Below are 20,014 nucleotides of genomic sequence, written 5' to 3'. Positions count from 1 at the left end.
TCTGTTCAGAGGGGCCGTCAGTGGGCCCGCAGGCCCGGAGCATTCCGCACGTCCCCGAGATCGCCGCACCGCCCAGAAGATCCCCGCACCGCCCAGAGATCCCCGCACCACGAGGAGTCCGACCGATGGCCAGGCCCCGCGACCCCCACCGCCGTACCGAGATCCTCGACGCGGCCATCGGCCACCTCGCCGAGACCGGGATCTCCAACCTCTCCCTGCGCCCGCTGGCCCAGGCGCTCGGGCACAGCACACGGGTGCTCACCCACCACTTCGCGGACAAGGACGATCTGCTGACGGCCGTACTGGAGCGGCTGGACGAGATCCAGCACGGGCAGCTGCGGGCCACCGAGGGCTGGGACGACGCCTCGCTGGGCATCGGCGCGATCGTGCGGGATTCCTGGCGGCGTCATCTGGAGCCCGGCAACCTCGGCGCGACCCGGCTCATCCACGAGATCGAGGGGTTGGCGGCGGCCGGCAGGCTCGGCGGCCGGGTCCCCAAGTTCCTCGCGGACCGTGCCGAGTTCGTCGCCGGCGCCCTGCAGGCCCGCGGTCTCGCCCCCGAGGCGGCGCGGGTCCACGCCACCTTCCTGAACAGTGCCTACGCGGGTCTGCAGACCGACTTCCTGGTCACCGGTGACCGCGTGCGCACCGAGGCCGCGCTGGCGGAGCTGTGTGCGCTGGCCGACTCCTGGACAGCGGCGGCCGTCTCCTGACCGTCACCGGCCGGGGCCTCACGGGGACGGGACGGCCACCGCCGGCGAGCCGGCGGTGTACGGGCCGCCGACGCCCCACGCCTGGTGCATCGCATCGGCGAACGCCCCGGCCAGCAGGTGCTCTCCCCACTCCGACGGATGGGTTCCGTCGTACGTGGCACGGCAGGTCTCCCACCCGGCCGGTTCGGAGGCCAGCAGCAACGGCGAGGCGGGGGTGGAGAGATCGGCGACGGCCTTGGCCAGCAGCTCGTTGAAGCGTGCGCACTCCGCACCGAACGCGGCGTCCGCCGCCGCCCGCACATTGGGGATCACCGGCATCAGCACCGCCCGCAGGTGCGGCGCCGCCTCCCGTGCCGCTGCCACGAACCGCCGTACGTTCTCCGCGGTCTGCCCGGCGTTCGTATAGAAACCGAGGTCTATCAGGCCGAGCGAGACCAGCAGGGTGTCGGCCTCGTGGAGGCGCACCGCGTCACCGATCAGCGGGGCCATGTGCAGCCAGCCCTCGCCCCAGCCGGCGAGATGACGGCGGGCCTCCGCGGGGAAGCCGGGGTCGGCATAGGCGGATGAGGTGTCCGTGCCCTCGGTGGGTTCATGGAGCGTGTGGCGCGGCCCGACGATGCGGTACGGCCCGTCGAAGGCCGCGTTCAGGTGCTGCCACATGCGGTAACGCCAGGTGAAATCGCCGGTGCTGCCGATCGTCATGGAGTCACCGACGAACATGATCCTCATCCGGACATGATGGCCGAGAATCCTTACCGGCCGGTACGTGACGCTGGACACGCCACGCCCGTCCGGCACGGAGCGCCGGGGCCGGGGCGGCCACCGAGCCCCCGCGCCGCGGCCCGGGATGGCAGTCTGTGCCCATGCGTTCGCTTCTGTGCGCGGCCGGTGCCGCAGGAATCCTGTGGTCGGCGGCCGTCGTTCCCGCCGCCGCCGACGAGCCCGACGGCTTCACCATCAGCGATCCCCGGATCACCGAGTCCAGCGGGCTGGCCGCCAGCCGCACGCACCCCGGGATCTACTGGACCCACAACGACAGTGACGACGGCCCCTACCTCTACGCCGTCGACGGCAAGTCCGGCCGTACGGTCGCCCGCATCACGCTGCGCGGTGTCGGCGCGCCGCGCGATGTCGAGGCGATCTCGGCCGGCCCGGACGGTGACCTCTACGTCGGCGACATCGGCGACAACCTCGGCGGCAGCTGGAACCACGTCTGGATCTACCGCTTCCCCGAGCCGAAGCGGCTGCGCGACACCACCGTCACCGCCACCCAGTTCGTGGTGAAATACGCCGACGGGCCGCGGGACGCCGAGGCGATGATGGTGCACCCCAAGACCGGCCGGGTCTATCTCGCCAGCAAGAAGCAGGGCGGCGGTGGCGCCCTCTACGAGGGCCCGCGGCAGCTCACCGCCTCCGGCAGCAACACCTTCCGCAAGGTCGCCCCGGTCGATCTGTGGGTGACCGACGGCGCGTTCTCCCCCGACGGCACCCGTCTGGTGCTGCGCAGCTACTTCGGTTCCCGGATCTACCGCTGGCAGGACGGCCGCCCGAAGGACCTCGGCAGCGTGGGCGTACCGGTCCAGCAGCAGGGCGAATCGGTCACCTTCACCGCGGACGGCCGCACCCTGATGTACGGCTCCGAGGGCGGCGGCAGTGCCGTCGAGCCGGTCGGGCTGAGCGACGAGCAGCTCCCGGACGCGGCCAAGGACGATCCGGCGAACGGTGACGGCGCCAACGGCCAGGGCGGGAAGGGGGGTTCGGGCACGGACCTGGACCCGGGTTTCATCAAGGGGGCCATGGTCCTCGCCCTGGCCACGGGGCTGGTCGTCGTGCTCCGCAGGCTGGTGCGGCGGCGGTAGGGGACCGGCCCGCCTCGTCACCTCACGGTGTGTCCGTCGGGGCGGTGCGGGTGGCGATGAGTGCCGCGATGCCGTCCAGGAGCGCGGCCAGGCCCAGCTCGAAGACGGAGCTGTTGTCGCCGGCGAACGTGTCCTCGTCCAGGGCGGCGAGGGCGGGGTAACGGCCGCTCAGCATCACCTGGGACAGCACCGGCTCCTGTGACTGCCAGAAGTCCGCATTGCTGATGCCGGTCCGCTGCTCGGCGAGGGCGGAGTTGAGCTCGGTGCGGGAGATGCCGGTGAGGAAGCCGCCGAAGGTCACCAGTACGTGGATCTTCTCGCGGTCGGTCAGGCCGGTGCCGGCCAGGGCGCGCACCGAGTACTCCAGTGAGTCCAGGGCGTTGGGGCCGAGCAGCGGGCGGGCCTGGTCGACCTGGAGCAGCCAGGGGTGCCGTTCGTATTGCTGCCGGCTGCCGCGGGCGAGGGCCTCCATCGCGGGGCGCCAGCCGGCGGCCGGGTCGGGGTGGGCGTCGGCGTCGAACTCCGCGACCTTGTCGAGCATCAGGTCGAGGAGTTCGGCCTTGCCAGGGACGTAGCGGTAGAGCGACATGGTGCCGACGCCGAGGTCGGTGGCGACCCGGCGCATGGACAGCGCGCCGAGCCCTTCGGCATCGGCGACCGCCACCGCGGCGGTGACGATGCGGTCGAGGGTGAGGCCCGGTTTGGGGCCGCGGCTGGGCCGTTCGCCGAGGCCCCAGAGCAGCTCCAGGCTGCGCGAGACATCGCCGCTGCCGCTGTGTTCTGTCGTCGTCATCGTGCGGCCATCCTATGCCGCCGCCCAAAAACTGAGTACGGCGTACGCGCAATCGGGTACGGTGTACCCAGTTTTCGATCCGGAGGGGAGCGGCGATGGCCGGCAGTACGAGCGGGAATGCGTGGGGAACAAGGGGCGGGGTGGCGACGGCGGGTGCCGGAAAGGCGCCGGCGCCGCCCGATGCGGCGGTGCGCGCGGAGGGTCTGGAGAAGCGGTACGGCGACAAACGGGCCCTGGACGGCCTCGACCTGACCGTCCACCGCGGCACGGTGCACGGCCTCCTCGGGCCGAACGGGGCGGGCAAGACCACCGTCGTCCGCATCCTGGCCACCCTGTTGCGACCGGACGGCGGACGGGCGACGGTCGCCGGGCACGAGGTGGTGCGGTCGCCGCAGCAGGTGCGCGCCAGGATCGGACTCGCGGGTCAATATGCCGCCGTGGACGGCATCTTGACCGGACGTCAGAACCTGGAGATGTTCGGCAAGCTCTTCCATCTGGGCGCCCGCCGGGCGCGGGTGCGGGCCACGGAGCTGCTGGACCAGTTCGGGCTGGGCGACGCGGCCGGGAAATCGGCCCGCACTTACAGCGGCGGGATGCGCCGCCGCCTCGACCTCGCCGCGAGCCTGATCCTCGCACCCGAGGTGCTCTTCCTGGACGAGCCGACCACGGGCCTCGACCCGCGCGGCCGCAACGAGGTCTGGGAGTCGGTCCGCGGGCTCACCGCGACCGGCACCACCGTATTGCTGACCACCCAATACCTCGACGAGGCCGACCAGTTGGCCGACCGGGTCTCCGTCATCGAACACGGGCGGACGATCGCCGACGGCACGCCCGCCGAGCTGAAGCGGCAGATCGGCGGCGAGCGCCTCCAGGTGGTGCTGCGCGATCCGGCCGATCTCCCGCACGCGGTACGGACCGTGGCGCGGGTCGCCGCGAACGGCGTGGCGCCCACGACGGACGAGGCGGAGCGGCGGGTCGGCGCCCCGGTGACGGAAGGCGTCGCCGCACTGACCGAGGTTGCGCGCACCCTCCAGGACGAGGGCATCGGCGTCGAGGACATCGGGCTGCGCCGCCCCACGCTCGACGAGGTCTTTCTGCGCCTCACCGGACGCGGTACGGCCGAGGCCGGGAAGGAGGTGGCCGCATGAGCGCCGGCACCGTGCTGCACATCCCGCACGACGACGGCCCCGCCCCGTGGAGGCCGGCCGGTGCGGACGACGGCCCCGTGCGCCGTCTCTACTGGGCCTTCGCCGACTGTCTGACCATCGTCCGCCGGGATCTGACCCATCTCGTCCGGCAGCCCGTGATCATTGCCTGGCAGCTGGGCTTCCCGATCGTCTCCGTGGTGCTCTTCGTCTATGTCTTCGGCAGCGCGATGAACGTCGGAGGCGGGGTGGACTACTCGACGTTCGCGATGCCCGGCATCTTCGCGATGACGATCTCCTTCGGCTTCATGAACACCGCGGTGGCCGTCGTCGTCGACCGGGACCACGGGGTCACCGACCGGTTCCGCTCCCTGCCGATGGCGACGTCCGCCGTGGTCAGCGGGCGCGGGGTCGCCGATGTGATCGGCGCGACCGTCGATCTCGTGGTGCTGGCCGCGATCGCCGTGGTCGTCGGCTGGCGCTCCCACGGCAGCCCGGCCGCCACCCTCGCCGCTTTCGGCCTGCTGCTGCTTCTGCGCTTCGCCCTCACCTGGATCGGCGTCTACCTCGGCCTCCTGGCACCCAACCAGGAATCGGCCGGCGGCCTCTACGCCGTCGCCTTCCCCTTCGGCATGATCTCCAGCGTCTTCACCCCGCCGTCGATGATGCCGGACTGGCTGGGCACGATCGCGATGTGGAACCCGGTGTCCTCGACGGCCGGCGCCATCCGTGAACTCTTCGGCAACCCGGCCACCACGGGCGGCAGTTGGGTCGAACAGCATGCGGTGCTGATGGCGGTGCTCTGGCCGGCCGTCCTCACCGCGGTCTTCCTGCCGCTGGCGGTACGGCGCTTCCGGCGGCTGAGCCGCTGAGCACGGACCGCAAGCACACAGCGCACAGGCCCCGGCGGGCGCCCGCCGGGGCCTGTGCGCAGGGTGCCGGACAGCCGGTTACAGCTTGCCGATGACGTGGTCGATGCAGGCCGTCAGGGCCTCGACGTCCGCCGGGTCGATCGCCGGGAACATCGCGATCCGCAGCTGGTTGCGGCCGAGCTTGCGGTAGGGCTCGGTGTCGACGATGCCGTTGGCGCGCAGGGCCTTGGCGACGGCCGCGGCGTCGATGTTGTCATCGAAGTCGATCGTGCCGATGACCTGCGAGCGCTTGGCCGGGTCGGTGACGAACGGGGTGGCGTACTTGGAGTCCTCGGCCCAGCCGTAGAGGGTGCGCGAGGAGGCGGCGGTGCGGCGGACCGCCCAGTCCAGACCGCCCTGGCCGTTGATCCACTCCAGCTGCTCATTGAGCAGGAAGAGGGTGGACAGCGCCGGGGTGTTGTACGTCTGGTTCTTCAGCGAGTTGTCGATCGCCGTGGGCAGCGAGAAGAACTCCGGGATGTGCCGGCCGGACGCGTGGATGGCGCGGGCGCGCTCCAGCGCGGCGGGGGAGAAGGCCGCCAGCCACAGACCGCCGTCGGAGGCGAAGGACTTCTGCGGGGCGAAGTAGTAGACATCGGTCTCGGTGATGTCCACGGGCAGACCGCCGGCGCCGGAGGTGGCGTCGACCAGGACCAGCGCGCCCTCGTCGGCGCCCGCGACCCGCTTGATGGGGGCGGCGACACCGGTCGAGGTCTCGTTGTGGGTGAAGCCGTAGACGTCCACGCCCTGTTCGGCCTGCGCCTGCGGGTGGTCGCCCGGGTCGGCGGAGATGACGGTGGGCTCCTCCAGCCACGGCGCCAGCTTGGCGGCCTTGGCGAACTTCGAGGAGAACTCACCGAAGCTGAGGTGCTGGGACTTGCGCTCGATCAGGCCGTGCGTCGCGATGTCCCAGAAGGCGGTGGAGCCGCCGTTGCCGAGGACGACCTCGTAGCCCTCGGGGAGCTGGAAGAGGTCGCGTACGCCGTCGCGCACCTTGCCGACCAGGTTCTTGACCGGGGCCTGGCGGTGGGACGTGCCGAGAAGTGAGCTACCGGTGGCGGCGAGGGCGCCGAGCGCCTCCGTACGCACCTTGGAGGGGCCCGCGCCGAAGCGTCCGTCGGCGGGCTTGATGTCAGCGGGAATCTGGATATCAGCCACGGGGGAAGCCTAATCCGTCGCGCTGCGGGCTCCGGCGCCGCGTCCAGCGGGTGAGATGCGGGCCGCCCATACGGTGGACGGCCGGGTCTAGGGCGTGTCGCCTGCGTAGACGGCGGTGAGGGCGGCGGCGGCCTCGGCCATCACCCGGCGGGCCTCCGGCGGGGCGAGCACTTCGAGGGAGTCGCCGAACTGGAGCAGCTGACGGACCGCGGGGAGGACGGGGTACGCCAGATCGAGGGTGGCCCAGTCCCCGCCCTCGTCGCCGTCACCCGTACGGGGCGGCCCGGTCAGCGCCCCGCCGAGGATCCGCACCGCCAGATCCAGCCGTTCCCGGCGGATCCGGGCGGTCACCCATACGTCCGCGGGCCGGTCCTCGACTTGGCGCCGCAGCTGCTGCCACACCTCGGCGAGCTCCACACCCGCGCGGCGCCGTACCGGGACGTCGGTGAGGGTCGCGGATGCCACCCGGTCGGCCCGGAAGAGCTGCGGCCGGCCGCGCCGGTCCGCGACGAGGTACCAGGTGCCGGCCTTGGCCACCAGCCCGTACGGGTCGACGGTGTACGTCCGCAGCCGGGTCTCGCCGCTGTGGCGGTAGTGGATACGGAGCCGGAGGTCGGTGAAGACGGCCGTGTGCAGCACATCGAGGTCCACCGCGGGGCGCGCGGCGGCGGCGTCGCCGGACGGCCCGTCAGCCGAAGGGGCGGACGACGGGCGGGGCGTCCACTTGTCCGGGTCGACCAGGATGCGGCGCCCGGCCAGCTCCGCGGCCGGCCGGTGCGGGGCGGGCAGCGCCGCCATCACCTTGCGCAGCGCCGAGCGCAGCGCGTCGTCCAGGCCGAGGGCGCTGTGGGCACCCTGCGCGGCCAGGATGAACAGGGCCCGCGCCTCGTCGGTGGTCATCCCCGTGACATCCGTACGGAAGCCGGGCAGCAGCGCGATCCCGCCGTGCCGGCCGCGTTCGGCGTAGACCGGCACCCCGGCCGCCGACAGTGCCTCGACATCGCGGTAGACGGTCCGGGCGGAGACCTCCAGCCGCTCGGCGAGCTCCGCCGCCGGCACCCGGCCGCGGGTCTGGAGCAGCAGCACGATCGAGAGCAGACGGGACGACTTCACAGCCGCCTTTATATATGACGACGGGTGTCAAGTTATCGCGCCAGAGTGCGGGGCATGGAGACCAACGACCTCGCTCTGCCGTCCGCGCCCGCACCACTCGACCCCGCCGCCCTCGCCGCCCTCGTGGACCGGGTCCGGGGCCCGGTCCTGGTCCCCGGGGACGACGGCTACGACGCCGAGCGGTCCGGCTTCCAGCTGGCCCGTCAGCACCGGCCCGCCGTGATCGTCGGTGCGCGCGGTGCCGAGGACGTCGTCGCCGCGGTGCGCTTCGCCCGCGATCAGGGGCTGCCGGTCGCGGTCCAGGCCACCGGGCACGGGCTGTCCGCGGCCACCGACGGCGGGCTGTTGATCAGTACCCGGCGGATGGCCGGGGTGCGGGTGGACGCGGCGGCCGGCACCGCGCACGTCGAGGCGGGCGTCGTCTGGGGACAGGTCGTCGAGGCGGCGGCCCCGCACGGACTCGCCCCGCTCAACGGCTCCTCCCCGGGCGTCGGCGTCATCTCGTACACCCTCGGGGGCGGCGTCGGGGTGCTGGCCCGGACGTACGGCTTCGCCGCCGACCAGGTGCGGTCCGTCGGCCTTGTGACCGCCGACGGCAGGCTGCGGCACCTCACCGCGGACACCGATCCCGAGCTGTTCCGGGCGCTGCTCGGCGGCGGCCACGGCCTGGGGGTGGTGACCGCGATGGAGTTCGGGCTGGTGCCGGTGGCCCGGCTGTACGGCGGGCAGCTGGTGTTCGGCGCCGAGCAGATCGACGAGGCGCTGGCGGCGTATTTGCGCTGGACCGAGACCGTGCCGGACGCGCTGACCTCGTCGCTCGCCCTGATCGCCTACCCGGACCTCCCGCAGCTGCCCGGGTCGCTGCGCGGCCGCTACCTGGCGCACATCCGGATCGCCTATACGGGGAGCGCCGCGGAGGGCGAGCGGCTGGTGGCCCCGCTACGGGCGGTGGGCCCACGGGTGAGCGACGACCTGCGAGAGATGCCGTACGCCGAGTCGCACACCATTCACCGGGACCCGAGCGATCCGCATGCCTACGACGGGGACAACGCGCTGCTCAGCGGGCTGGACGCGGCCGCGCTGCGTCGGGTGGCGGCGCTGACCGGACCGTCCGCGCCGGTGATGACCGTGGTCCAGCTCAACCATCTCGGCGGTGCGCTGTCCGCCGGGACCGGCGCCGTCGGCCACCGGGACGCCCGGTATGCGCTGCGGCTGCTGTCACCGCTGAGGGGAGCCGCGGCGGGCGACGGGCCAGGCAACGAGGGGTCCGACCCCGCCCTGGCGACCGTACGGGCGCTGCACGCCGAGGCGCTGGCGGCCGTCGCGCCCTGGCGGCTCGGCCGGAGCGTGAACTTCCTCTTCGGCGGGCACGGGCACCGGCCGGACGCCGCGGAGGTGGCGCGCAGTGTGCACGGCACCGACGAGCACCGCCGGCTGGCCGGACTCAAGGCCCGCCACGACCCGGAGAACGTCTTCCGCTTCCACCCCGCCGGCGCCGCCGCGGCGGACCGGACACCGGCAGCCGCAACCTTCTCCGGCTGACGGTCCGCCGCCACGCACTCCGGCGTACGGCCGCAACTCGCCCGGCGATCGGGCCTGCCGACCACCCATGAACCCGTCCCAGTGGGCAGGCTGGAGACATGGCTGATCGTACGGAGACGGAGAAGCGGGATCTGGCGAAGGAGTTGGCGGCCGCGGTCCGGGGGGAGGTCTCGTTCGCCGCGGCCGACCGGGCACTGATGACGATGGACGCGTCCAATTACCGGCGGGTGCCCAGAGCGGTGGTCGCGCCCCGGGACGCCGAGGACGTCGCGGCGGCGCTGCGGGTGTGCCGGGAGCACGGGGTGCCGGTGGTGCCGCGCGGCGGCGGGACCAGTATCGCGGGGCAGGCGACCGGCGTCGGGGTGGTGCTGGACTTCACCCGGCACATGAGGCGGATCGTGTCGCTGGACCCCGCCGCCCGCACCGCCGTCGTCCAGCCCGGCGTCATCCTGGACGACCTGCGGGCGGCGGCCGGCGCCCACGGACTGACCTTCGGCCCCGACCCCTCCACCCACAGCCGCTGCACCCTCGGCGGCATGATCGGCAACAACTCCTGCGGTTCGCACTCGGTGGCCTGGGGCACCACCGCCGACAGCGTCCGCGAGCTGGAGCTGCTGACCTACGGCGGCGAGCGGGTACGGGCCGGCCGCGGCACCGACCCCACCGGTGCCCCCACCGGACTGCCCCCGCGCCTGAGGGACGGCGTAAAAGCCCTGGTGGACGGCGAGTTGGCGCTGCTGCGCACCGGCTACCCCGACCTTCCCCGCCGGATCTCCGGCTACGCCCTGGACGCGCTGCTCCCGGAGAAGGGCACCGACCTGGCCCGCGCCCTCACCGGCAGCGAGGGCACCCTCGGGGTACTGACCGAGGCGGCCGTACGCCTCGTGGAGACCCCCGCGGCCCGGGTGCTCGCCGTCCTCGCCTACCCCGACGAGAGCGCCGCCGCCGAGGCCGCGCACACCCTCCTCCCGCACGGCCCGATGACCGTCGAGGGGATGGCCGCCGATCTGGTGGGCGACGCCGCCGGGCTGCCCAAGGGCGGCGCCTGGCTGTTCGTGGAGATGGGCGGTGCGAGCCCGGGTGAGGCGGCAGCCCGCGCGCAGGCGCTCTGCCGGGCGGCCGCCGCGGACGGCAGCACCGACCACACCGTCGTCACCGACCCGGCCGGCCAGCGAGCGCTCTGGCGGATCCGTGAGGACGCCTCGGGCACCGCCACCCGGCTGCCTGACGGCAGTGAGGCCTGGCCCGGCTGGGAGGACTGCGCCGTCCCCCCGGCACAGCTGGGCCCCTACCTCCGCGACTTCCGCGCCCTGCTCACCCAGCACGGCCTGCGCGGCACCCCCTACGGTCACTTCGGCGACGGCTGCATCCACATCCGCATCGACTTCGACCTGCTGACCCCGCCCGGCATCCGCCGCTTCCGGGACTTCTCCTACGACCTGGGCGAGCTGGTCGTCGCGCACGGCGGTTCGCTCTCGGGCGAGCACGGCGACGGCCAGGCCCGCGCCGAACTGCTCCCGAAGATGTACGGCCCCGAACTCGTCCGCGTCTTCGAGCAGTTCAAGTCGCTCTGGGACCCGGCTGCCGGCCTCAACCCCGGCATGCTCGTCCGCCCCGCACGGCTCGACGAGAACCTCCGCTTCGAGGTGCTGCCCTCGCGCCCGGTCCCGGTGGAATTCGGCTATCCGCACGACAACGGCGACTTCTCCGCCGCCGTCCGCCGCTGCGTGGGCGTCGCCAAATGCCGCAACACCACGACGGGTCCGGGCTCGACCGACGTCATGTGCCCGTCCTTCCGCGCCACCGGCGAGGAGCAGCACTCCACCCGCGGCCGGGCCCGTCTGCTGCACGAGATGCTGGCCGGCGAGGTGATCACGGACGGCTGGCAGTCGCCGGAGGTGCACGACGCCCTCGACCTCTGCCTCTCCTGCAAGGGCTGCCGCAGCGACTGCCCGGTAGGCGTCGACATGGCCACCTACAAGGCGGAATTCCTGCACCACCACTACGAGGGCCGGGTGCGCCCCGCCGCGCACTACTCGATGGGCCGCCTCCCCCAGTGGCTGCACGCCGCCGCCCCGCTGGCCCCCGCCCTCAACGTCCTCGCCCGTACGCCGCTGGCCGCCGTCGCCAAACGCCTCGGCGGAATCGCCGCCGAGCGGCCGATCCCCGCACTGGCCACCGAGACCTTCACCCGCTGGTGGTGGCGCCGGCGCCGCGGGACGGCGGGCGGGGCCGGGGAGCTGTCCGGTGGCGGCACGGTGACTGGGGCCGGGGAGCTGTCCGGTGGCGGCACGGTGACTGGGACAGGGGAGCTGTCCGGTGGCCGCACGACGGCCGGGGCCGGGTCCCCGTCCGACGCCCGCACGGTCATCCTCTGGCCCGACACCTTCACCAACCACCTTTCCCCGGAGGTGGGCCGCGCCGCCGTACGCGTCCTGGAAGCGGCCGGACTGCGCCCCCTCCTGCCGCCGACCGCCCCGCTACGCCAGCCCGGCGGCGCCCTCCCTCAGCCCGTCCTTCCCCGCCTCCACCGCCCACCCCTCTGCTGCGGCCTCACCTACGTCTCCACCGGACAACTCGACCGGGCCCGAACCGTCATGCGCCGCACCGTCGAGGTCCTCAGCCCCCTCCTCCAGGACGGCCACCCCCTGGTCGTCCTCGAACCGAGCTGCGCCGCCGCCCTCCGCACGGACCTGCCGGAACTGCTCTCCGACGACCCCCGGGCGGCCCGACTGGCCTCCTCCGTACGCACCTTCGCGCAAGCCCTGGAAGAACTGGCCCCCGACTGGCAGCCACCCCGCATCGACCGCCCCATCGCCGGCCAGACCCACTGCCACCAACATGCGGTCCTCGGCGACGCGGCCGAACGCCGCCTCCGCGAACGCGCGGGCCTCACCGGTTCGTTGACCGGCGGCTGCTGCGGCCTGGCCGGCAACTTCGGCTTCGAGCGCGGCCACTACGACGTCTCGGTGGCCTGCGCCGAGGACCAACTCCTCCCCGCAGTACGGGAATCCGCCCCGGGAACGGAAATCCTCGCGGACGGCTTCTCGTGCCGTACTCAGCTTGATCAACTGAGCGACCGCCCGGGCCGCCATCTGGCGGAGGTGCTGGCGGAGGCGTTGGGGGAGGGGGCGTGATGTATACGTGCGGCAATATCCGCGACTGACGGGGGACGGGCCGGGCCCGGCGCTCGCACCAGAAGCCGGGCGTGAGGAGGGACAACGCTGCCTCGCGCGTCATGGGGCCGACCGAAGTCATACGTGACAGCAAGCACCCAGCCGGCCCTCGCCTCATCGTGGGCGAGGGCGCGTGGGGATCGTTCATGGAAACGCTCAAGACCGAAGATCCCGCGGCCTTCTGAGGCCACCGGCGTTCATTCGAGCGCAAGGCCAGGGCGAGGCCTTCAAAAACCCGGGTGGCGTGCGGGACACGATGGTAGCGTGATCATCCGTTCGATTGGTGCATGTGGGCAGGACAGCGAGGCGCGAGGGCCCTGAACCGCCATACGCGGGACCTCCGTATCGCCGATGCGGCACGTTCCGGTGGGTGCTCTCGTATCCCGGTGCCCGTCAGCCGACGTTGCCGAGTGTGCGCATGACCGGCGCGCACTCGCTGAGAAAGGCTGCGCCACGAAAATGCAACTGGGGGAAGCTCCATGCAGGAAAAGAGGGGAAGTTCCATGCGTGACAAGGCTCGTACGAACCACCGGGGCGGAGCGCTGCGTCGTACAGCTGCCGCTGCGTCTCTGGCCCTGATCGCGGGGGCTCTGCCTGTGGCCCTCGCGACGCCGGCCTCGGCGTCCCAGTCAGACTGCACTGCTTATCTGAAGGGGAGGGGCTACAACGTCGGCGCCGGGGTGAAGCATGCATGTGCGACCGCGGCACATGCCTCAGGCCCGGCGGGCCGCGACATGTGTTGGCGGGAGCTACAGGAACTCGGCGTCAAGAGCGACTACGGACTCACGGCCTGCGGCCTGGCGTAACAAGCGCAGATCGGCTTCATGGCTGACGTGACGCCGACGCACTCCGGCCTCGGCCAGGAGTACGGCGAAGGGCGGACGGCGGTGTACTCCGCGGAGCGCGATGCTCCGGCCCGAGCGGGACGACAACGCTGACAAGACCGTCAGCCCGCACGTTCGTCTTCCAACAGCAGGCCCCCGGGACTTGGTTCCGGGGGCCTGCTGCGTATACCGCCTCCGCTGCCCGGCGCGGAACTCCTCATCTCCTGCCGCGGGCCCGCCGCATGAGGCGACTTCAGGAGGACGACAGCCAGGGCGGCAATCCCAGCGGGGGCTGTGGTGACGGCCAGGGCTGAGGCCCGTCAGTGGTCCGTGATCCGGGTGGGCCCCGCTCCGCCCAGGTGATGCCGCCGGCGTGCGCGGACTGGCTGCTGAAGCCGGCCGCCCGGATCGAGGCGACGTTCGCTGGTGGTGGCGCCGTCACAGGGCGACGGCCACCAGGGGAGCCTCCGTCCGTTCGGCGACGGCTACTGGGGGAGTCTCCGTCCGTTCGGCGACGGCTACTGGGGGAGTCTCCGTCCGTTCGGCGACGGCTACTGGGGGAGTCTCCGTCCGTTCGGCGACGGCTACTGGGGGAGTCTCCGTCCGTTCGGCGACGGCTACTGAGGGAGTCTCCGGCCGTTCGACGACGCCACCGGGGGAACCTCCGCCCGCACCGTCATCCTCTGGCCCGACACCTTCACCAACCACCTCTCCCCGGAGGTGGGCCGCGCCGCCGTACACGTCCTGGAAGCGGCCGGACTGCGCCCCCTCCTGCCGCCGACCGCCCCACTGCGCCAGCCCGGCGGCGCCCTCACTCAGTCCGTCCTTCCCCGCCTCCACCGCCCTCCCCTGTGCTGCAGCCTCACCTACGTCTCCACCGGACAACTCGACCGGGCCCGAACCGTCATGCGCCGCACGATCGAGGCCCTGAGCCCCCTCCTCCAGGACGGCCACCCCCTGGTCGTCCTCGAACCGAGCTGCGCCGCCGCCCTCCGCACGGACCTGCCGGAACTGCTCTCCGACGACCCCCGGGCGGCCCGACTGGCCTCCTCCGTAAGAACCTTCGCCCAAGCCCTGGAAGAACTGGCCCCCGACTGGCAAGGACCAACTCCTCCCCGCAGTACGGGAATCCGCCCCCGGAACGGAAATCCTCGCGGACGGCTTCTCGTGCCGTACTCAGTTTGATCAACTGGGCGACCGTCCGGGACGCCATCTGGCGGAGGTGCTGGCGGAGGTGCTGGCGGAGGCGTTGGGGGAGGCGGACGAGCCGGGAGGGCTGGGCGAGCTGGGAGGGTCCGGGGAGTGGGGAGTGTCAGGAGCGCCGGGAATGCCGGGAGCGCCGGAAGTACCGGGAGCGCCGGGAGAAGGGTGACGTTCGCGGGGGTGTACGGGGCCGGTGCGCGCCGGGGGGTGCGCACCGGTGCGTACCGGCCCCGGGCGACGGCCTGGTGTGCATCCAACGGCGGCTTCCGTGGCACCGGCGGCCGGGTGGGTGCAGGTGTGCCGGGAACACTGACAGTGCAGGTGAGAAGCCAACCGGCGGTCCTGTGCGCGCGGCGTGGAAGGACAACGCGTCCGAACGCCGCGACGGAGCCAGGGAGCGCCGCGACATTCTGGGGGCGATGGTGCGGAGTTTTGACCTCAAGGCAGAAGCGGAAATGCGGCTGGACTCCGACCGCCGGGCCGAGGAGCTGGCGCGCAAGCGCGGCGAGAAGCCCACGCCGGCCACGGACGGCACCCAAGGACCCGCTCACGCTGACGGGCCGCCCGCGGCGGGGGCGGCGGATGCCGGCGACGGAGAGGAAGAGGGCGTGTCTTAGTACTCCAGCTGCAGATCGTGATCAGGCTCGTTCGAGGCCGGTGCGCGGTGCTGCTCTACGCTGCCCTTCATGATCGCCAAGCTGCAGTGTGTGGTGTTGGACTGTGCCGATATCGTTGAGCTGTCCCGGTTCTACCAGTCGCTTCTCGGCGGTGTGGTGAACCAGCCGGATCCGCGGTGGTCGCTCGACGACGGCTGGGCGACGCTCCACACCGATGGTGGGTTCGTGATGGCCTTCCAACGAGTGGAAGATCATCAGTCACCGCGGTGGCCGGATCCCGCTCGGCCCCAGCAGTTCCACCTCGACCTGGGGGTCAAGGACCTGGACCAAGCTCAGGAAGACGTGCTCAAGCTGGGTGCCACCATGCTCGATGAGGGGGACGGGAGGCGGAGTTGGCGCATCTTCGCTGATCCGGCAGGTCACCCGTTCTGTCTCGTCCGGGACTGACCGGAGACACCGCAGGGGTGCGGCCACCTTTGATCAGGCGAGTACGACGTCCAGACACCGAGGCTGACGACGGCAAGAGGGCCAGCCCATGAGCTTCATGCCGTCGCTCGCAGCTTCACCGCAACGCCTCAAGCGCCTTCAGGATGAGCGCCCGCGCCTCCGCGCCGTACACGGCCATGCTGCGCAGCTGCTCGAACGCCTTCAGGTAGAGGGCGATTTCGGAGGGCTGGGTGATCTCCACCTTTGCGGACACCAGCTCGACCGACACGAGGTTGTCGTCGTAGATGTGCAACGTCTCGCGTGGCCATTGCACCCGCTCGCGCGTCGCCATCGGGATGATCCCGAGCGACACGGACGGCAGGGCGGCAGTGGTGAGCAGGTAGTCCAGCTGGGCAGCCATCACCTCCGTATCTCCGAGGTGGTGGTGCAGCACCGCTTCTTCGACGAGCAGAACGAATTGGCGCTCTGGGTCATGGATGACGCGGGAGCGCTCCACCCGCGCCCTCGCGGCCTCCGCGCTGTCGTCGAAGGAAAGTTCCTGAAAGTCGGCGACCGTGCGCAGCACTGCGGCTGCGTAACCCTCGGTCTGCAACAGGCCGGGCATGAGGGTGGAGGAGTAGATCCGGAACAGCCGGGTCTCTTGGAATAACTGGACCAAACTGTTCTGGAGTGGCTTCAGCCCGTCGCCTACCTTGTGGCGCCACTCGGTGTACGTCGACTCACTGCTAGGCGCGTTCTGCCGCATCGGACAACCTTTCGTTGTTTGTCCCGACTCTTCAGTCTATTAGTTGTGTCCCGAATTTCCCTGACCGAGGCAATTCGGCATTTCATTGATTTCTCTCATTTGGTGCCGATGGCATGTCTCGCACGGTCGATGATCTGGTGTGCGGTGTGACCGTAAACGGCGGATTTCTGAAGCGTCTGCCACGTTCGGAGGTAAGTTGAGACGCTGTCAGGGTCATCGATCCGGAGTCCCGCATGCCATGTCTCGACAACAGCAAGGCGCTCATCATGGATTGAGAATCCGCTTGCGGGCGGTACCTTCACGGCGGCAGTAAGTGGCACGATACCCAATTCGACGGTATCCAAGCCGATAGCCCCGGCGATTCGGTCCAGTTGCCCAGCGAGGACTGATGGTGGGCAGATCAGTGTGTACAGGACTGGTTCCCACATCAGGAGGTGATATTTACGTCGGTGATCGTACAGTCCTTGCTGGCGTTTCATCCTTGCGCGTACGGCGTCTTCGGTATCTTTTGGGGAGCGCTGTAGTTCTGCATAGCGGCTGAAAATGTGGCGCGCATAATCAGGTGTCTGGAGAACGCCAACGATCATTGCATTTTGCCATGCATGGAAGATGGTTGATTGCGCATGCTGGGCGTTCAAATCCTCCTGAACGGCCCTGTGTCCGGAGCTGAGCAGCCGCCGCCATGAGCGATGGTGTGACTCTATTCCATGGAGACGTGACCGGAGTTCGTTGAATGCTTCGGGCTGACCAGTCCCCTCTGCCCACTGCTGGAGGTCTTCGATAGTGGCCGTCTGGCGGCCCCGCTCCAGCTTGCTGACCTTGGACTGAGTCCAGCCTAGGCGTTCGGCCAGTTGTGTGCCGGTGAGCCGACCTCCAGGCCGCGAGGTACGGAGTTCGCGCAGTCGAGCCCCGAGGGCAACTCGCGACTGCTGGAAGTCGGTCACCGAATCACGCTCGCTACTCCTCCGCAGTCAATTGCGCCGCGAACTGCTTGAAAGGAACGGCGTGGTGCCACGCCGCGTCGCGTACCTGGGCGTACCTGAGTACACGTTCGGGTTCCTTGATCAGCTCGACGTCAATCAAGTTGTCCGCGTCGTCGAAGTTGAGCAGTGCGACAAGTCGCGAATCGAAGATCCAAAAGTCCTCGACGGGCAGGTGGAGGCGATTGGCATCCGAGCGCCACAGGTTGCGGATGTCCTCTCCGACCGCGCTATTCCGCTTCGCATTGTCAAGGAGGTAGAGCTGTCCTGTGCTTGCCGGATTGTCGACGATGCGGACCCGCTCGAAGCGCTTTCCGAGAGCGGTCTGTTCACGCCGCCGTGCGCACCAGTCCGGGCTGACACCCTCCCACGCTACTGGCTCGCCCCGCGTGAACTGGGCGTAAGTTGTGGTGCCTTCGTCGCTTGCGTAGCGCCCCCGCGTCTCCAGGCGCCAGGCCGTATGTTCGAACGAGGTGAAGAGCCGTCCGAAGGCGTCCAGATCAATGATCTTCGGCACGCGTGTGACCTCCTTGGGCCCGAAGTCGACGAGCAGTGCTCGCGGCACCACGATCGGGGTTTCGCCAGGAGACAGCCGTTGAAGCTGTGCGATGTCGTTCGGTCAGCTGCGGGCCGTGCACGATGATCTCGCCGCTATCGAGGTCCTCGTGTACTGACGGGCAGCCGTCTTCATCGCTCCCCGTGCCGTTGAAGCGCAGTCGTCGCACCATGATCTACCCCCTTCGTAGGCATGTTGAGATCAGGATTGCGTCTCACTGCACGGCTCAACCAGGGGGTGAGGCCCATGACATGAGAATGCCAGAGAATAGTCGAGGAGGCATCGAGAATATCGGAGAATATCGGTCTCCGTAGCCGCCCCTGGCTCTCTAGCGTCCTGGCCATGACTACACCGGACCGGACTAGTCCCGTCGAAGTGGCCAAGCCCCTCCACCATGCGCCAGCCTCTGACGGGATCGTCGAATTCGGCAGTGCCCCGTGCCACGTTGAGGACGCGTCACCCGAGGTGCAGCTCTCGGTGCGGATTCATTCCCGGCTGGAGTCCCGTTGTCCAGATTGCGCTGCGCTGGAGCGCGGCCGGAAGCAGGCCGAGGCGGACCGGGACCCCAGCAAGGTGACCGACTTCAACGTCTTGATCGTCCGGCACCGGATGACGCACCCGGCGGGACCGTGAACGGGAGCGGGCAGTCCTGATAACTCCCGCCCCGGCCGCCATTCCCTGGCAGGACACGGCCGGAGCGGGGTGGGCCCGCAAAGGGGCCCTCGCAAGTGCGCGACGACGCGCGGACCGACCGTGCGTCGACTCAGCACCCGAGGAGATGACCATGCGATACCGCCTCGATCCGGTCAAGTACGGCGGCGATGAGGACGACAACCAGAGCGGTAACCCCAACGGAGGCTGCGGCGACGGCCAAGGCTGCGGGCGCCAGTAGTACGTGGATCAGGCGGCCCCGTCCCTCCACCGGGGCGTGGGCCGCCGCCCATTCGGACCAGTTCACGCGGAGCGTTCGCACGAGGGAGAGCGATGACCGGACCTCACCACCATGCCTACGTCTGGCTCGGCAGCGGCGATGTTCTCGTCAAGCCGGGGGACGCTCATCGGCGACCGGGCCACAAGGAGTTTGCGTCCGCGCAGGTGATGCCGCTGGAGTGCGCGGACTGGCTGCTGAAGCCGGCCGACCGGATCGAGGCGACGTTCGAGGAGCCGAAGGAGGCGGCCGACTGGTACGACGCGCAACTCGACCACTACGTCGAGCTCTTCGTCGGCTCCTACCCGCCGAGGCCGTTGTACGAGGAGACCGTACGGGCCCTGTCCGCCGGTGAGGACCGGGTCGGGGGCTGGTGGGTGAGCGGGGGACGGTTCCTCTCGTTGAACCTGATCGCCTGTAGTCCGCACCGGGTGCGACCTGATCTCGCGTGCCCGCTGCGGTAGCCCACTACGGGGCCGATCCGCACTGCCCGGGACGGAAGTCAGGGAGGTGGAGCGGGCGCGTTGAGGCGGGCACACGAACCTTCGGACAGTGGCTAGTCGGCCGTGGTGAATGAGTGGAGGGTGTCCGTGCCCGTGGTCCACCAGACGCCGAGCCGTTGGCGGGTCAGGCGCCATCCGTCGGTGCCCCGGGTGAACTCCCAGTCGTAGGGGCCGCCCATGGCATAGGGCGAAGCGGTCGTCCCGGGGTCGGCGACGGCCACGAACCACATGTAGCCGATGCCGGTCGCCCGGTCGCCCTGCACCTCGAAGTCCGTGTTGAGGAGGTGGTGCTGCATGCTGGTGTACGGCGCTTCGGCCTCGATGACCTTGGCCAGGATCGCTTCCCGGCCGTGGACCTGCTGCCACGGACCGAACTCCAGGACCGCGTCCTCGGCCCAGCACTCGATCCAGGTGCGCCAGGCCTTGCGGTCCAGGGCCCGCCAGCCGTGGATCAGCAGCGCACGCAGGGACTCCTTGTCCTCCAGGCGCTGCAGGCGTCGTACGAAGGTGGCGTCGTTGCCGGGGGAGACGGACACAGCGTCTGCTCCTCTGAGAGGGGTCATGGGCCACGGCGTCGGCCGGCGACGAGAGCGTTCGCGTCGGCCGGATGCGCCGGATGCGGCAACTCTGTGCCGTCGGCGCCCACTCAGCCAGGACGGGCCGAGGCCGGGTGCCGTACACCCAGGAGGGGCGAGGCCGGGTGTCGTACACCCAGGAGGGGCCGAGGTCGGGTGTCGCACACCCAGGGGAGGGGGCGAGGCCGGGTGTCGCACACCCAGGTACGGGACGGACGTGCGCCTA

At 70.7% G+C, this 20,014-nt stretch carries 17 protein-coding genes and 3 pseudogenes; 12 read left to right on the top strand and 8 right to left on the bottom strand.

Annotated features, from left to right (window positions below; translation table 11 throughout):
* Positions 1–125: 125 nt before the first annotated feature.
* On the top strand, positions 126–713 hold the full coding sequence (locus STRNI_RS17615) for a TetR/AcrR family transcriptional regulator (protein ID WP_159486743.1): 588 nt from the start codon (positions 126–128) through the stop codon (positions 711–713).
* A gap of 18 nt (positions 714–731) precedes the next feature.
* On the opposite strand, the gene STRNI_RS17610 is transcribed toward STRNI_RS17615, so the two are convergent.
* Positions 732–1,433 carry a GDSL-type esterase/lipase family protein gene (locus STRNI_RS17610; RefSeq protein WP_174876436.1) on the bottom strand — a complete coding sequence of 234 codons (702 nt, stop codon included), beginning with the start codon at positions 1,431–1,433 and terminating at the stop codon, positions 732–734.
* A gap of 143 nt (positions 1,434–1,576) precedes the next feature.
* On the opposite strand from STRNI_RS17610, the gene STRNI_RS17605 reads away from it, so the two are divergent.
* Entirely contained in the window at positions 1,577–2,572 is a 996-nt protein-coding gene (locus STRNI_RS17605) for an esterase-like activity of phytase family protein (RefSeq protein ID WP_277411572.1), read from the top strand.
* Positions 2,573–2,594: 22 nt separating this feature from the next.
* Here the strand turns inward: STRNI_RS17605 and STRNI_RS17600 are convergent, their stop codons facing one another.
* Positions 2,595–3,365, bottom strand: coding sequence for a TetR/AcrR family transcriptional regulator (locus STRNI_RS17600; protein ID WP_159486737.1), 771 nt, complete (start codon positions 3,363–3,365; stop codon positions 2,595–2,597).
* Between the two features lie 140 nt (positions 3,366–3,505).
* Between STRNI_RS17600 and STRNI_RS17595 the strand changes: the two genes are divergently transcribed.
* Together STRNI_RS17595 and STRNI_RS17590 are read left to right on the top strand one after the other, a co-directional pair.
* The gene (locus STRNI_RS17595; protein WP_018089664.1) at positions 3,506–4,513 is read left to right on the top strand and encodes an ATP-binding cassette domain-containing protein; all 1,008 of its coding nucleotides are present in this window, start codon (positions 3,506–3,508) and stop codon (positions 4,511–4,513) included.
* Entirely contained in the window at positions 4,510–5,382 is an 873-nt protein-coding gene (locus STRNI_RS17590; RefSeq protein ID WP_274737626.1) for an ABC transporter permease, read from the top strand. The genes STRNI_RS17595 and STRNI_RS17590 overlap by 4 nt, the downstream gene beginning before the upstream one ends.
* Positions 5,383–5,460: 78 nt before the next feature.
* On the opposite strand, the gene serC is transcribed toward STRNI_RS17590, so the two are convergent.
* Positions 5,461–6,579: a phosphoserine transaminase gene (serC, locus tag STRNI_RS17585; RefSeq protein ID WP_018089662.1), complete on the bottom strand. Its 1,119-nt coding sequence runs from the start codon at positions 6,577–6,579 to the stop codon at positions 5,461–5,463.
* Positions 6,580–6,666: 87 nt separating this feature from the next.
* Positions 6,667–7,692, bottom strand: a complete 1,026-nt coding sequence (locus STRNI_RS17580; protein ID WP_277411571.1) for a helix-turn-helix transcriptional regulator — start codon at positions 7,690–7,692, stop codon at positions 6,667–6,669.
* A 54-nt stretch (positions 7,693–7,746) separates the two neighbouring features.
* Between STRNI_RS17580 and STRNI_RS17575 the strand changes: the two genes are divergently transcribed.
* From STRNI_RS17575 to STRNI_RS17550, 6 genes and pseudogenes are all read left to right on the top strand, one after another.
* On the top strand, positions 7,747–9,234 hold the full coding sequence (locus tag STRNI_RS17575) for an FAD-binding oxidoreductase (protein ID WP_277411570.1): 1,488 nt from the start codon (positions 7,747–7,749) through the stop codon (positions 9,232–9,234).
* 98 nt (positions 9,235–9,332) lie between these two features.
* Complete coding sequence (locus tag STRNI_RS17570) at positions 9,333–12,371, top strand: FAD-binding and (Fe-S)-binding domain-containing protein (RefSeq protein ID WP_277411569.1); 3,039 nt, start codon at positions 9,333–9,335, stop codon at positions 12,369–12,371.
* A 101-nt stretch (positions 12,372–12,472) separates the two neighbouring features.
* Positions 12,473–12,595, top strand: coding sequence for a DUF397 domain-containing protein (locus STRNI_RS17565; RefSeq protein WP_277413268.1), 123 nt, complete (start codon positions 12,473–12,475; stop codon positions 12,593–12,595).
* Between the two features lie 1,302 nt (positions 12,596–13,897).
* Positions 13,898–14,606: pseudogene (locus STRNI_RS17560) on the top strand ((Fe-S)-binding protein); the annotation flags it as partial.
* Positions 14,607–14,856: 250 nt separating this feature from the next.
* A complete protein-coding gene (locus tag STRNI_RS17555) occupies positions 14,857–15,054 on the top strand; it encodes a hypothetical protein (RefSeq protein ID WP_277411568.1) in 198 nt (65 codons plus the stop codon).
* A 69-nt stretch (positions 15,055–15,123) separates the two neighbouring features.
* The gene (locus STRNI_RS17550; protein WP_266450597.1) at positions 15,124–15,501 is read left to right on the top strand and encodes a VOC family protein; all 378 of its coding nucleotides are present in this window, start codon (positions 15,124–15,126) and stop codon (positions 15,499–15,501) included.
* Positions 15,502–15,616: 115 nt separating this feature from the next.
* On the opposite strand, the pseudogene STRNI_RS17545 reads toward STRNI_RS17550, so the two are convergent.
* The 3 genes and pseudogenes from STRNI_RS17545 to STRNI_RS17535 form a co-directional block, all read right to left on the bottom strand.
* Positions 15,617–16,228: pseudogene (locus STRNI_RS17545) on the bottom strand (DUF5753 domain-containing protein); the annotation flags it as partial.
* A 113-nt stretch (positions 16,229–16,341) separates the two neighbouring features.
* Complete coding sequence (locus STRNI_RS17540) at positions 16,342–17,190, bottom strand: helix-turn-helix domain-containing protein (protein WP_277411567.1); 849 nt, start codon at positions 17,188–17,190, stop codon at positions 16,342–16,344.
* A 13-nt stretch (positions 17,191–17,203) separates the two neighbouring features.
* A pseudogene (locus STRNI_RS17535) lies at positions 17,204–17,954 on the bottom strand (DUF6879 family protein).
* 170 nt (positions 17,955–18,124) lie between these two features.
* On the opposite strand from STRNI_RS17535, the gene STRNI_RS17530 reads away from it, so the two are divergent.
* Positions 18,125–18,415, top strand: a complete 291-nt coding sequence (locus STRNI_RS17530) for a hypothetical protein (protein WP_159486719.1) — start codon at positions 18,125–18,127, stop codon at positions 18,413–18,415.
* A gap of 351 nt (positions 18,416–18,766) precedes the next feature.
* Positions 18,767–19,174: a hypothetical protein gene (locus tag STRNI_RS17525; protein ID WP_018089650.1), complete on the top strand. Its 408-nt coding sequence runs from the start codon at positions 18,767–18,769 to the stop codon at positions 19,172–19,174.
* A gap of 92 nt (positions 19,175–19,266) precedes the next feature.
* Here the strand turns inward: STRNI_RS17525 and STRNI_RS17520 are convergent, their stop codons facing one another.
* A complete protein-coding gene (locus STRNI_RS17520) occupies positions 19,267–19,749 on the bottom strand; it encodes a nuclear transport factor 2 family protein (protein ID WP_018089649.1) in 483 nt (160 codons plus the stop codon).
* Positions 19,750–20,014 lie beyond the last annotated feature (265 nt).

The organism is Streptomyces nigrescens (genome assembly GCF_027626975.1).
GTDB lineage: Bacteria > Actinomycetota > Actinomycetes > Streptomycetales > Streptomycetaceae > Streptomyces > Streptomyces nigrescens.
Note: the sequence above shows the minus strand (reverse complement) of the source record. Positions and strands in the feature narration are given on the sequence as shown.